Here is an 11,869-nt window from a genome sequence, read left to right as displayed (position 1 = left end):
GGCAATTTGTCTGAGGATTAAGAAATGACCACGCTGATTGCTGACGTAAAAACGCGATTTGCTCTCGCTAAGCGACTACGCTTACGTGGTGTTATTTTCGTTAATTCTATTGAATTTTAAAACCTCCCCATTGGGGAGGTTTTTTTATGTCCAAAATTCCTTTCGGTTATTTGGATGTAGTCATCAATGTTATAGGGAAGAAGATCATGGCGAACTCGCTTTACCAGAAGCACATCATCTCTATTCCAGAGCTTTCACGCGAAGAACTGGAACTTATCGTAGAAACAGCAGGTAGCCTTAAAAAAGCACCTCGACCAGAGCTGATTAAAAACAAAGTCGTTGCAAGTTGTTTCTTTGAACCATCAACACGTACACGTTTATCGTTTGAAACAGCGATTCAGCGCATTGGTGGTGACGTGATTGGCTTTGATAATGATGGTAATACCTCTCTGGCGAAAAAAGGCGAAACACTCGCAGATTCAGTACAAGTCATCTCTTCTTACGTCGATGCCTTTGTGATGCGTCATCCACAAGAAGGCGCCGCTCGCTTGGCCTCTGAATTTTCAAATGGCGTGCCAGTGATCAACGCGGGCGACGGTGCAAACCAACACCCAACTCAAACGCTACTCGACCTATACACCATCGCGGAAACACAAGGGCGTCTAGACAACCTGAACGTCGCATTCGTAGGTGATCTAAAATATGGCCGCACAGTGCACTCACTGACTCAAGCCTTAGCAAAGTTTAACAACATCCGCTTCTTCTTTGTTGCACCAGATGCGCTGGCAATGCCAGATTACATCTGCGAAGAACTAGATGAAGCTGGCATTCAATATAGCCTACACACAGACATGGAAAGTGTGATTCCTGAACTGGATATTCTGTACATGACACGCGTACAGAAAGAACGTTTTGACGAATCGGAATACGCACATATTAAGTCGGCTTACATCCTAACGGCGGCACTACTAGAAGGCGCGCGTGAGAACTTGAAAGTGCTGCACCCACTACCACGTGTGGATGAAATTACAACTGATGTTGATAAAACGCCTCATGCTTACTTCTTCCAGCAAGCTCAAAATGGCGTGTATGCTCGCCAAGCACTGCTGGCGCTTGTTCTAAACGAAACACTGTAATCGAGGGGAAAAATCATGGCTAAAGAAACTCAATTGCAGGTAGAAGCAATCAAAAATGGTACGGTCATCGACCACATCCCTGCGCAAATCGGCATCAAAGTATTAAGACTGTTCGATATGCACAATTCATCACAACGCGTAACGATTGGACTGAACTTGCCATCATCAGCACTCGGTCATAAAGATCTACTCAAAATCGAAAATGTGTTTATCAATGAAGAGCAAGCGAGCAAGCTAGCGTTGTATGCTCCTCACGCGACCGTGAATCAAATCGAGAATTATGAAGTGGTGAAAAAGCTCGCGTTAGAGCTTCCTGAGCGCATCAATGATGTATTTGAATGCCCGAATTCAAACTGTATTTCTCATAATGAACCAGTAGAAAGCAGCTTTAGCGTGTTCGAGAAGAAACAAGAAATCCGCCTAAAGTGTAAATACTGCGAGAAAGTGTTCTCACGCGAGATCGTAACCGAGCGATAAACACGCCGCACGACTAGGCTGTGATACGTTTAAAATACCCTGCAATGTCAGGGTATTTTGCTCTTTACCTACCGAGGGTTTAGAGGCAAACTGAGAATCTTTATTCCCTACAACTGATGGAAAAAATCAAATGACGAAAGTACTTCACACTGAGTCTGCACCAGCAGCAATCGGTCCTTACGTTCAAGGCGTAGATCTAGGTAACATGGTTCTTACTTCAGGCCAAATCCCAGTAAACCCAGCGACAGGTGAAGTGTCTGCTGATATCGCAGAACAAGCTCGTCAGTCTCTAGAAAACGTAAAGGCTGTAGTTGAATCTTCAGGTCTTAAAGTATCTGATATTGTAAAGCTAACGGTTTTTGTTAAAGACCTAAATGACTTTGGCACAGTGAACGAAGTTTACGGCAAGTTCTTTGATGAGCACGGCGTAGCAAACTACCCTGCACGCTCTTGTGTAGAAGTGGCTCGCCTACCAAAAGATGTTGGCATCGAGATTGAAGCAATTGCAGTTCGCAAATAATTGTACTTGCTGACAAACATAAAAAACGGGTAGCTCAGGCTACCCGTTTTTTATTGTCTTTTCGTGATGATATCGCAGTAAAACTTAAGCAGCATTACGCTGTTTGACTTCTTCATCTAACGATTCAAGCTTCTCTTTCATCTGTTCACGACAGATATTCGCTAACTCGCGAATGCCCTCTTTACCATAGCCTTCAGTGCTGATTGGAGGTAGCATTTCAACAATCACATGACCATTGTTCCAACGGTTCAGCTTAATTTTATTCGTCGAGCTACATACGATAGGAATGATTGGCACACCTGCTCCAATTGCCGCATGAAAAGCACCTGTTTTGAATGGCAGCAAACCACGCCCACGAGAACGCGTGCCTTCTGGGAACATCCACACCGAAACATCACTTTCTTTCATGCTGCTCACGACCTGATCGATAGTCCCTTTTGCTTTAGAGCGATTCGCTCGGTCAATCAGAATGTTACCCGTAAGCCAGTAAAGCTGACCAAACAGTGGCATCCAAGCCAAGCTCTTTTTACCTACTGTCACAACTTTCGGAGTCACAGCCGCAGAAACAGTAAACATGTCCCAGTTGTTCTGGTGGTTAGCAATGTAAACATGTTGGCCGCGTGAATACGCATCTTCAGGGATACGCAACTCTAACTTAATCCCAAACACACGAGACATCTTGGCAAACAAACGGCCAAAAGTGAAAACGTGCTTAGGGTTTCTAGGGCTTAATAGGCAGTAACCACAACCACCAATAAACATAACAATCGCAAAGATAGCGACAGCAAATACACGTAACAGTGCAATCATTCTTGTTCTCCAGGAACCGGCTTTTGCCAGATACAGCTATTAATATCTCTCTTTCCATAAAGGGAAAATATGGTCATGAGAGTGATATAAAAAAGCCGAAACTCAGGTTTCGGCTCTCTTGATATCCAAGTTACCTGCGGTGCAGTTTAACTTGCCTAGCTCACTCGCTCAATATTTGCGCCAAGTGCAGCCAGTTTATTTTCGATTTTGTCGTAACCACGGTCGATATGGTAAATACGATCAACGACGGTTTCGCCTTTAGCAATGCAACCTGCAATAACCAAACTAGCCGAAGCTCGTAGATCGGTTGCCATCACTTGCGCACCGCTGAGTGACTCAACATCACCACAGATAACCGTATTGCCTTCGATCTCAGCTTTAGCGCCCATACGCATGAGTTCTGGTACGTGCATAAAGCGGTTTTCAAAGATAGTCTCTGTGATCACGCCGCCACCTTTCGCCATCATGTTCAGAAGCGTAAATTGAGCTTGCATATCCGTCGGGAAACCAGGATGTGGCGCAGTACGTACACTTACCGCTTTTAGCTCGCGGTCGGTCATATCAACGGAGATCCAATCTTCACCCGTTTCGACAAGCGCGCCAGCTTCTTCCAGCTTGGCGAGAACCGCTTCAAGCAAATGAGCATTAGTGTTGCGACATACCACTTTACCGCCAGATACTGCTGCTGCGACAAGGAATGTTCCCGTCTCAATACGGTCAGCAACCACGTTGTGTTTACAACCGCCTAGGCGCTCAACACCTTCAATCGTAATGGTATCTGTGCCAGCGCCAGAGATTTTTGCGCCAAGCTTATTTAGGAAATCAGCGGTATCGACGATTTCAGGCTCACGCGCAGCGTTATCTAGTGTTGTTGTGCCTTCCGCCAGCGCTGCGGCACACATGATGGTGATCGTCGCGCCTACGCTGACTTTATCCATCACGATGTGCGCGCCTTTTAGACGACCATCCACTTCTGCTTTCACATAACCATCTTCTAATGTAATGGTTGCGCCAAGCTGCTCTAAACCAGAAATATGCAGATCCACAGGACGGGCACCGATGGCACAACCGCCTGGTAAAGAAACCTGACCTTGACCAAAGCGCGCCACCAAAGGACCTAAAGCCCAAATAGAAGCACGCATGGTTTTCACCAAATCATAAGGCGCGCAGTATTCTGTAATACTGCTTGGGTCAACATGAACAGAGCCATTGCGGCTTACTTTCGCGCCTAAACGCTTAAGCAATTCCATGGTTGTATCGATATCACGAAGGTGTGGTACGTTTGCCACTTCTACTGGCTCTTCCGCCAAGATAGACGCAAATAAAATCGGCAGTGCTGCGTTTTTTGCACCTGAAATGGTCACTTCACCAACTAGTGGTTTATCTGACCCAATAACTCGAAACTTTTCCATCAATAAACCTTAAAGCGACATCAATTTCTTATCACGAGCCCACTCTTCTGGTGTGAACGCTTTGATTGATAATGCGTGAATGTCGTTACGCTGGATGTATTCCATCAGAGGAGCATAAATTAGCTGCTGCTTCTTAACGCGGCTCATTCCATCGAAACAAGCATCAACAGCAACCACTTCATAGTGGCTACCTTCACCTTTCACATGCACTTCTTGAAGGTTTAGTGCTTCTTCTAATAACTGTTGTACTTTTGCGCTATCCACAATTTACCCCTGATAATTCTGTATGTGTTTGGCCACTAAAGATTCAACATTGCTCAGTTGAAACAAAGTGCGCAGTTGCGCCGGCACGAAACTGAGCATTATATGACAGTTTTGCTTTTTTGCATGCTCTAATAAGTGGATTAACATCACCATTCCTGCAGAGTCGACGCGCTCTATCTCTTTTAGCGAGCATTCCAGCTCCGATTGAGCAGGTTGCCATTGCTGAGCATACGCCCACAATGAAGGCACTGTATCTCTATCAAGTGCCCCTGTTAGCTTAAGAATGTTTTGATCCAATTGCCACTGAGCGGGAGTCTGGGCCATTATTTCTTCGCCTCGAAGCGGATCGGTTCTGCGGCCAATTTTTCTAAGTCTTTAGCAACAGATAGAATGCCTTCTTGACGAATTTTACTGTTCCATTCGGATTGTTTACTAGAAAGCAAACTAATGCCCTCTGCAATCATATCGAATGCTTCCCACTCACCAGACTGGTTGTCTTTACGCAGTTTAAACTCAAGTTTGATGTTTGGACGCGGAGTATCGATGATATCAACTTTAATGCTTGTAATACGCTTAGAGTCATCAATGCTAGGCTCAGGACCAAACTCAATTTTTTGGTCAGAGTATTGCGTCAACACTTGTGCATAAGACGCAATCAGGTACGCACGAAATGCATCGATAAACTCAAGTACATCTTCACGCTTAGCACCTTTTAAGTTTGGACCAAGAAGTTTTAACCCTGCATAGCGGTAGTTGACGTAAGGCATTAGCTCTTCTTCAACGATCACTTTAAGTAAATTTGGATCTTGTTTGATTTTCGGCTGTTCGGCTTTCAATCTTTCGAACGTGACTTCAGCTACCTGCTTCATCATCTTATAAGGTTCAGTTTTATCCACCTCTGCTGCTGTTGCTCCAAAGACGCTAAACACAGCACAAACTGAAAGTAGTAATCTCGCTAACATAGTTATTCCTTACTTGAGTCGTCTGAACCACCTACGCTGTATAGTACTTGACCAATTAAGTCTTCAAGCACAAGCGCCGATTTGGTGTCTTCGATGGTATCACCATCCACCAGCATGACTTCATCATCAAAAACGAAGCCAGGTACTAAACCAATGTATTGCTCACCAATCAGGCCAGATGTCAAAATTTGTACGCTCGACGTTTCTGGGAACTGATTGTATTTGCTATTGATAGATAGTGTTACAACTGGCAATAAGTTATCTGGGTTAAGCGAAATACTACTTACTCGACCAATCACAACGCCCCCCACTTTTACGGGAGAACGAACTTTTAAACTGCCAATATTATCGAACTCGGCTTTGAGGGTATAAGTATCACCAGAGCCAATGCTTTTTACGTCAGCAACTTGAAAAATCATCACAAGAATCGCGCAAATTCCCGCTAATACAAAGCTGCCAACCCATAATTCAGTTTTACGTGTTTGTTGCATGATTAATTCCCAAACATCAATGCGGTCAGTACAAAGTCTAATCCTAGTACTGCTAAAGAAGAATGCACAACAGTGCGCGTAGTTGCTCGGCTGATCCCTTCCGATGTTGGAATAGCATCATAACCGTTAAATAGAGCGACCCAAGTAACCGTAATTGCAAACGCAAAACATTTGATCATACTGTTACCAATGTCTTGCCCTAGCTCAACAGAGGACTGCATCGCTGACCAAAAACTGCCGTGATCAACGCCTTTCCAGTCAACACCAACAAGCTGAGCGCCCCAAATTCCCACAGCCATGAAAATCATAGCCAGTAAAGGCATTGAGATAACCCCAGCCCAAAACCGTGGTGCAATCACTCGTTTCAATGGGTCTACCGCCATCATTTCAAGGCTAGACAGTTGTTCCGTTGCTTTCATTAGACCTATCTCTGCGGTTAACGCAGAACCGGCACGACCAGCAAACAAAAGTGCAGTAACAACGGGTCCTAATTCACGGAGTAACGAAAGCGCTACCATTTGCCCCAAACTGCCTTCTGCGCCGTAATCCACCAACACAACATAGCCTTGTAGACTCAAAACCATTCCAATGAACAGACCAGATACGACGATGATCGCCAGCGACTGAACACCAACAGAATAAAGTTGCTTAACAAGCAGAGGAAAGCTTCTGATCGGTTGTGGCTTAGAAAATAGCGCCCCAATCAACATGAAAGTCGCACGACCAAATGCTCCGCAAATAGAAAGCGTGCGTCGACCCAGCGAGGCGACAAAGTGAATGAAGTTATCGACCATCAAATAAGTCCTTTTCGATACTTTGAGAAGGGAAACGAAACGGTACAGGACCGTCGGCATCACCTTGTAAGAACTGCTGGACACGAGGATCAGAGTTTTGAGTCAGCTCTTCTGGCGTACCATAGGCGATGATTTTTCCATCGGCCATCAGGTATACCCAGTCAGCAATACTCATGACTTCAGGTACGTCGTGAGAAACCACAATAGAGGTCAAACCTAACGCTTGGTTTAGATTGCTAATTAGCTCAACCAAAACGCCCATAGTAATTGGGTCTTGCCCCACAAACGGCTCATCGTACATGATCAGGTCAGGGTCAAGTGCGATTGCCCGAGCCAAAGCAGCGCGTCTTGCCATACCACCTGAAAGCTCACTCGGCATTAATTGCGCCGCGCCGCGCAGACCGACAGCTTCGAGCTTGAGTAACACCATGGTGCGAATCAAATCTTCCGATAAATCGGTATGCTCTCTCAATGGAAAGGCGACATTATCAAAAACATTCAAATCAGTGAATAAAGCCCCTGACTGGAACAACATGCTCATTTTCTTTCGAGCGTGGTAGAGTTTTTTACGCGAGAGAGAGGGAATATTGTCGCCATCAAACCAGATCTCTCCTTGCTCGGGATACAACTGACCACCAATCAAACGCAGCAGTGTTGTTTTACCAATTCCCGATGGTCCCATAATGGCCGTCACTTTGCCTTCAGGAACATGCAGATCAATATCATCAAAGATCATGCGTTCTCCCCGTGAAAAAGTGAGGTTGTTCACGGTGACTAAATCGTTGTTCGACATATCATCTCTTCTACTGTAGGAGCGTTGCAACTCACGGAATCATCAAGCAGATACTCATCGGAGTTGAATTCTACGTTTAATAAAGTAACGTCGGTACATTTATTAGGCTGCAATCATAAGCACATTGGCGTTGAATTTAAAGCACTGTTCAATTAAATAAAGTCGACTATATCCCTGCAATTTCTCATGGTTTATGACCTAATTAGCACGAAGTGTTTAAATCCTAGACCAGAATTGCTCATTTAAATGAGTGAGATTTACATACATTTTCGTTACTAACCTTTAATTTATTCTTCGTTTATCTTCCATTTTAGGCCGCAAAAGGTCAAAATTAGCGGTTATTCATTTTACTTATTTAATACTTAGGAATTCTCATGCTCGAAGCCGTTGCGTTGCTTATAGTCGGTCTTGTTTTGCTTGTTTGGAGTGCAGATAAACTTGTTTTTGGCTCTGCAGCGATAGCCCGCAACGTCGGTATTTCCCCGCTTGTCATCGGCATGACAATCCTTGCGATGGGCTCATCCGCCCCTGAGATGATGGTATCTGCAACCGCCGCTTGGGATGGCAAAACGGATACAGCGGTGGGTAACGTATTAGGCTCAAACATAGCGAACATTGCGTTAATCCTAGGTATTACAGCGCTGATCAAGCCTTTGTCGATTAGCTCCGCCGTCATCCGCCGAGAACTGCCACTCATGATAGCCGTAACCGTACTCGCTGGTATTCTGCTTTGGAATAGCCATCTCGGTTTTTATGAGGGTGTCTTATTGTTTGTACTCTTTGGGGCATTTTTATTTGCTATGTTGCAAATCAGCCGCAAAGAGCAAAAATCAGGTGATGTTTTTCTTGATGACCAAGAGTCAGAGATCCCAGAAGGCGTCAGTAACCCTAAAGCAATCATGTGGGTGGTTATTGGCTTGATACTGCTTCCTTTGGCAGCCAGCATGCTGGTTGATAACGCGGTAATTATTGCTAAACACTTTGGTATGAGCGACCTTGTTATCGGCCTAACTATTATCGCCATTGGCACTAGCCTGCCAGAACTGGCCGCATCACTTGCGGGAGTTTTAAAGGGTGAAGACGACATGGCTGTCGGTAACATTATCGGTTCGAATGTGTTTAACATTCTGGCGGTAATGGGGATTCCTGGCATCATTAATCCATCGGTGCTCAGTGAGTACGCGATGGGACGTGACTTCTGGGTCATGTTAGGCGTTTCATTGTTACTTGTCGCGATGTGTTTGGGTAAATCACGCAGTATTAACCGTATTGAAGGTGCCATCTTGTTTGTGTGCTTCTTAGGTTACCAAGTGTACTTATTCGCAAACATGACCGCTTAATTACCACGATCAATAAGTAGAGATCTGATATGTCCAATCAATTTGATTTTCGCGCTGCTGCTAAACAAGTTCTTGATATCGAAGTTGCTGCTCTGCAAGAGCTAGATACCTACTTTGATGATCAATTTGAAAAAGCGTGTGAACTTATCCTTTCCAACAACGGCAAAGTTGTCGTTATGGGTATTGGCAAGTCAGGCCATATTGGTAACAAGATTGCCGCCACTCTGGCAAGCACTGGGACTTCTGCGTTTTTCGTTCATCCAGGCGAAGCCGCACATGGTGACTTGGGTATGATTAGCCCTGGTGACATTGTGCTGGCAATTTCTAACTCTGGTGAATCAAACGAAATTTTGTCTCTATTTCCAGTATTAAAGCGCCTGAATATTAAGATCATCAGCATGACAGGTAAGCCAGAATCAAATATGGCCAAGCTGTCTGACTTACACCTGCAAATTACGGTACCTCAAGAAGCTTGTCCGTTAGGCCTGGCGCCAACTAGCAGTACGACTGCCACATTAGTGATGGGAGATGCATTAGCCGTAGCTCTGCTTCAAGCTCGTGGTTTTTCTGCCGAAGATTTTGCCCTATCTCACCCAGGTGGTGCACTGGGGAGAAAACTGCTACTTAAGTTGTCTGATATTATGCACTTTGGAGAAGCGTTACCTAAAGTTTCTCCTGACGCATTAATTCGCGATGCCCTGCTTGAAATTTCAGAAAAGGGGTTAGGCATGACAGCCATCGTCGATGAGCACGATGCTATGCTTGGTATATTCACCGATGGTGATTTACGTCGTACCTTAGACAAGCGTATCGATATTCATACGACGGCAATTGGCGAGGTCATGACGACAAACCCAACCACAGCACACCCTGATATGCTGGCGGTTGAAGGTTTGAACTTGATGCAGAATAAAAACATTAACGCTCTGATTTTATGTAAAGACGAAAAAATTGTGGGTGCACTGAACATGCACGATTTACTAAAAGCTGGCGTGATGTAATATCAGCACAAACATTTAAATCATTTATTAGACGAATAAAGGCAATGGTCAGGGAAGTACTGAGCTAAACGATAGGCCTTCATTATATGAGTTTTACTCGCCTTATTTATTTGCTCTTGATCTTCGTTGTAGCGTGGTGCGGTTATTACCTACTAACCCCTAAAGGCAACGACGCAATTCAAGTAGCACCAGATTCTGAACTGCCCATGTTCAGTGGTTCTGGATTAGAAAACATCACCTACGGTGAAGATGGTGTCCGCAGTTACATCATTCGCTCCACTAACTTAGACCATTATGCTAAGAGTGGAGATACTATTTTTAATAACCCGACTTTGATGGTTTACCGTGAAGGTAGCGTCATTGAATGGAAGGTGACTGCCACAAGAGCAGTGTTAGATGAAGACCAAGTTTTGACTTTATATGACAAAGTCTTAATGCAAAATCTTCTGCCTGGTGCGAGTTTTGATACCATGGCAACAGACAAATTGGTCATTAATCTAACCAATCGTGATTTTAAAGCTGACCAACAAGTGATGTTGGTTGGACCACAATTTGAAACTACTGGAGGCGCAATGCAAGGCAACTTAAAACAGCATACCGCGACTCTGACAGATGAAGTTCAAGGTCGATATGAAACCGTTACACCTTAGCCTACTGGCACTGGTATTGGCGGCGCCTCAAGCGCTGGCACTCAAGTCGGATACTCAACAGCCGGTTTACATAAACTCTGACACCCAACAGGTGGATATGAAGAGTAACCAGGTTGTTTTTGAAGGCGATGTATCTCTTAAGCAAGGGAGCATCAATATCGATGCTGATAGAATCGTGGTAACTCGCGATCCTAAAACCGAAGCAATTAAACAGATTCAAGCATTTGGTAAACCTGCGAAGTTTTCTCAGCTGATGGACGATGGTAAAACACTTAGTGGTCAAGCTACGGAGCTGGATTACCGTATTTCTACAGACGAACTGACCATGAAAGGTCAAGCGCAGCTGGCGCAAGACAACAACACCATCAAAGGTTCTTCGATTCGTTACCAAATTGGTAAACAAAAGCTAGTCGCAGATAGCTCTAAGGAAGAGCGCGTTACGACCATTTTGCAACCCAATCAGATAGAGAACTAATATGGCAGTACTGAGTGCGAAAAACTTGGCGAAAAGCTACAAAAAACGCAAAGTCGTCACTGATGTTAGCTTAGAAGTTGAATCTGGTCAGATTGTTGGGCTACTCGGTCCAAACGGCGCGGGTAAAACCACCTCGTTTTACATGATTGTCGGCTTAGTACCTCGTGATGAGGGCACCATTACCATTGACGACAATGACATCAGTATTTTACCGATGCATAGCCGTTCACGCCTTGGCATTGGCTATCTTCCGCAAGAAGCGTCGATTTTCCGTAAGCTTTCAGTAGAAGATAACATCATGGCCGTACTTGAAACTCGTCAAGAAATGACGAGGGAAGAGCGCCAAGATAAACTGGAAGATTTGTTGGAAGAATTCCACATCCAGCACATCAGAACCAGTGCTGGTATGGCACTATCAGGGGGTGAGCGACGCAGGGTGGAAATCGCTCGAGCTTTAGCGGCCAACCCTCAGTTCATTTTATTGGATGAACCTTTCGCTGGTGTTGACCCAATTTCGGTTAATGACATCAAGAAAATCATTGAGCATCTGCGCGATCGTGGTCTCGGAGTGTTAATCACTGACCATAATGTACGTGAAACACTGGACGTATGTGAAAAAGCCTATATCGTGAGCCAAGGGCACCTAATTGCATCGGGAACTCCGGCAGAAGTTCTCAATAATGAACAGGTGAAACAAGTTTATCTCGGCGAACAATTCCGTCTATGATTATATTAGGAACGGTA

At 44.7% G+C, this 11,869-nt stretch carries 17 protein-coding genes; 9 read left to right on the top strand and 8 right to left on the bottom strand.

What is annotated here, in order from left to right; translation table 11 throughout:
- The first annotated feature begins 24 nt into the window (after positions 1-24).
- From R7Z10_RS17635 to R7Z10_RS17620, 4 genes are all read left to right on the top strand, one after another.
- Positions 25-120, top strand: coding sequence for a hypothetical protein (locus tag R7Z10_RS17635; RefSeq protein WP_005381084.1), 96 nt, complete (start codon positions 25-27; stop codon positions 118-120).
- An 86-nt stretch (positions 121-206) separates the two neighbouring features.
- A complete protein-coding gene (gene pyrB / locus R7Z10_RS17630) occupies positions 207-1,136 on the top strand; it encodes an aspartate carbamoyltransferase (RefSeq protein ID WP_005381085.1) in 930 nt (309 codons plus the stop codon).
- Positions 1,137-1,151: 15 nt separating this feature from the next.
- The gene (gene pyrI / locus R7Z10_RS17625; RefSeq protein WP_005381086.1) at positions 1,152-1,613 is read left to right on the top strand and encodes an aspartate carbamoyltransferase regulatory subunit; all 462 of its coding nucleotides are present in this window, start codon (positions 1,152-1,154) and stop codon (positions 1,611-1,613) included.
- 130 nt (positions 1,614-1,743) lie between these two features.
- Entirely contained in the window at positions 1,744-2,133 is a 390-nt protein-coding gene (locus R7Z10_RS17620; protein WP_005381087.1) for a RidA family protein, read from the top strand.
- 84 nt (positions 2,134-2,217) lie between these two features.
- On the opposite strand, the gene R7Z10_RS17615 is transcribed toward R7Z10_RS17620, so the two are convergent.
- The 8 genes from R7Z10_RS17615 to mlaF form a co-directional block, all read right to left on the bottom strand.
- Entirely contained in the window at positions 2,218-2,943 is a 726-nt protein-coding gene (locus tag R7Z10_RS17615; RefSeq protein WP_005381088.1) for a 1-acylglycerol-3-phosphate O-acyltransferase, read from the bottom strand.
- 155 nt (positions 2,944-3,098) lie between these two features.
- The gene (murA, locus tag R7Z10_RS17610; RefSeq protein ID WP_005388419.1) at positions 3,099-4,355 is read right to left on the bottom strand and encodes a UDP-N-acetylglucosamine 1-carboxyvinyltransferase; all 1,257 of its coding nucleotides are present in this window, start codon (positions 4,353-4,355) and stop codon (positions 3,099-3,101) included.
- A gap of 9 nt (positions 4,356-4,364) precedes the next feature.
- A complete protein-coding gene (gene ibaG, locus R7Z10_RS17605; RefSeq protein ID WP_005381092.1) occupies positions 4,365-4,619 on the bottom strand; it encodes a BolA family iron metabolism protein IbaG in 255 nt (84 codons plus the stop codon).
- Between the two features lie 3 nt (positions 4,620-4,622).
- Entirely contained in the window at positions 4,623-4,943 is a 321-nt protein-coding gene (locus R7Z10_RS17600; RefSeq protein WP_005381093.1) for a lipid asymmetry maintenance protein MlaB, read from the bottom strand.
- Entirely contained in the window at positions 4,943-5,581 is a 639-nt protein-coding gene (mlaC, locus tag R7Z10_RS17595; RefSeq protein WP_005381098.1) for a phospholipid-binding protein MlaC, read from the bottom strand. The genes R7Z10_RS17600 and mlaC overlap by 1 nt, the downstream gene beginning before the upstream one ends.
- Before the next feature lie 2 nt (positions 5,582-5,583).
- A complete protein-coding gene (mlaD, locus tag R7Z10_RS17590; protein ID WP_005381099.1) occupies positions 5,584-6,072 on the bottom strand; it encodes an outer membrane lipid asymmetry maintenance protein MlaD in 489 nt (162 codons plus the stop codon).
- A gap of 2 nt (positions 6,073-6,074) precedes the next feature.
- A complete protein-coding gene (gene mlaE / locus R7Z10_RS17585; protein WP_005381100.1) occupies positions 6,075-6,866 on the bottom strand; it encodes a lipid asymmetry maintenance ABC transporter permease subunit MlaE in 792 nt (263 codons plus the stop codon).
- On the bottom strand, positions 6,856-7,659 hold the full coding sequence (gene mlaF / locus R7Z10_RS17580; protein ID WP_005388422.1) for a phospholipid ABC transporter ATP-binding protein MlaF: 804 nt from the start codon (positions 7,657-7,659) through the stop codon (positions 6,856-6,858). The genes mlaE and mlaF overlap by 11 nt, the downstream gene beginning before the upstream one ends.
- Positions 7,660-8,033: 374 nt before the next feature.
- On the opposite strand from mlaF, the gene R7Z10_RS17575 reads away from it, so the two are divergent.
- The 5 genes from R7Z10_RS17575 (at position 8,034) to lptB (ending at position 11,852) form a co-directional block, all read left to right on the top strand.
- A complete protein-coding gene (locus R7Z10_RS17575; RefSeq protein WP_005381102.1) occupies positions 8,034-8,999 on the top strand; it encodes a calcium/sodium antiporter in 966 nt (321 codons plus the stop codon).
- A 29-nt stretch (positions 9,000-9,028) separates the two neighbouring features.
- Positions 9,029-10,000, top strand: coding sequence for an arabinose-5-phosphate isomerase KdsD (kdsD, locus tag R7Z10_RS17570; RefSeq protein ID WP_005381104.1), 972 nt, complete (start codon positions 9,029-9,031; stop codon positions 9,998-10,000).
- A gap of 86 nt (positions 10,001-10,086) precedes the next feature.
- Complete coding sequence (gene lptC, locus R7Z10_RS17565) at positions 10,087-10,650, top strand: LPS export ABC transporter periplasmic protein LptC (RefSeq protein ID WP_005381106.1); 564 nt, start codon at positions 10,087-10,089, stop codon at positions 10,648-10,650.
- Positions 10,631-11,125 carry a lipopolysaccharide transport periplasmic protein LptA gene (lptA, locus tag R7Z10_RS17560; RefSeq protein WP_005381109.1) on the top strand — a complete coding sequence of 165 codons (495 nt, stop codon included), beginning with the start codon at positions 10,631-10,633 and terminating at the stop codon, positions 11,123-11,125. The genes lptC and lptA overlap by 20 nt, the downstream gene beginning before the upstream one ends.
- Position 11,126: 1 nt before the next feature.
- Entirely contained in the window at positions 11,127-11,852 is a 726-nt protein-coding gene (gene lptB, locus R7Z10_RS17555) for an LPS export ABC transporter ATP-binding protein (RefSeq protein ID WP_005381111.1), read from the top strand.
- Positions 11,853-11,869 lie beyond the last annotated feature (17 nt).

The sequence above is a fragment of the Vibrio sp. Vb1018 genome (genome assembly GCF_033338775.1).
Taxonomy (GTDB): domain Bacteria; phylum Pseudomonadota; class Gammaproteobacteria; order Enterobacterales; family Vibrionaceae; genus Vibrio; species Vibrio alginolyticus.
This window is presented reverse-complemented; position numbering and strand designations above follow the sequence as displayed.

Coding starts and splice junctions, on each gene's coding strand:
- R7Z10_RS17615 (WP_005381088.1), bottom strand. CDS start 2,943: ATGATTGCACTGTTACGTGTATTTGCTGTCGCTATCTTTGCGATTGTT.
- mlaF (WP_005388422.1), bottom strand. CDS start 7,659: ATGTCGAACAACGATTTAGTCACCGTGAACAACCTCACTTTTTCACGG.
- mlaC (WP_005381098.1), bottom strand. CDS start 5,581: ATGTTAGCGAGATTACTACTTTCAGTTTGTGCTGTGTTTAGCGTCTTT.
- R7Z10_RS17575 (WP_005381102.1), top strand. CDS start 8,034: ATGCTCGAAGCCGTTGCGTTGCTTATAGTCGGTCTTGTTTTGCTTGTT.
- murA (WP_005388419.1), bottom strand. CDS start 4,355: ATGGAAAAGTTTCGAGTTATTGGGTCAGATAAACCACTAGTTGGTGAA.
- lptB (WP_005381111.1), top strand. CDS start 11,127: ATGGCAGTACTGAGTGCGAAAAACTTGGCGAAAAGCTACAAAAAACGC.
- lptC (WP_005381106.1), top strand. CDS start 10,087: ATGAGTTTTACTCGCCTTATTTATTTGCTCTTGATCTTCGTTGTAGCG.
- mlaD (WP_005381099.1), bottom strand. CDS start 6,072: ATGCAACAAACACGTAAAACTGAATTATGGGTTGGCAGCTTTGTATTA.
- R7Z10_RS17600 (WP_005381093.1), bottom strand. CDS start 4,943: ATGGCCCAGACTCCCGCTCAGTGGCAATTGGATCAAAACATTCTTAAG.
- lptA (WP_005381109.1), top strand. CDS start 10,631: ATGAAACCGTTACACCTTAGCCTACTGGCACTGGTATTGGCGGCGCCT.
- pyrB (WP_005381085.1), top strand. CDS start 207: ATGGCGAACTCGCTTTACCAGAAGCACATCATCTCTATTCCAGAGCTT.
- kdsD (WP_005381104.1), top strand. CDS start 9,029: ATGTCCAATCAATTTGATTTTCGCGCTGCTGCTAAACAAGTTCTTGAT.
- R7Z10_RS17620 (WP_005381087.1), top strand. CDS start 1,744: ATGACGAAAGTACTTCACACTGAGTCTGCACCAGCAGCAATCGGTCCT.
- R7Z10_RS17635 (WP_005381084.1), top strand. CDS start 25: ATGACCACGCTGATTGCTGACGTAAAAACGCGATTTGCTCTCGCTAAG.
- pyrI (WP_005381086.1), top strand. CDS start 1,152: ATGGCTAAAGAAACTCAATTGCAGGTAGAAGCAATCAAAAATGGTACG.
- mlaE (WP_005381100.1), bottom strand. CDS start 6,866: ATGGTCGATAACTTCATTCACTTTGTCGCCTCGCTGGGTCGACGCACG.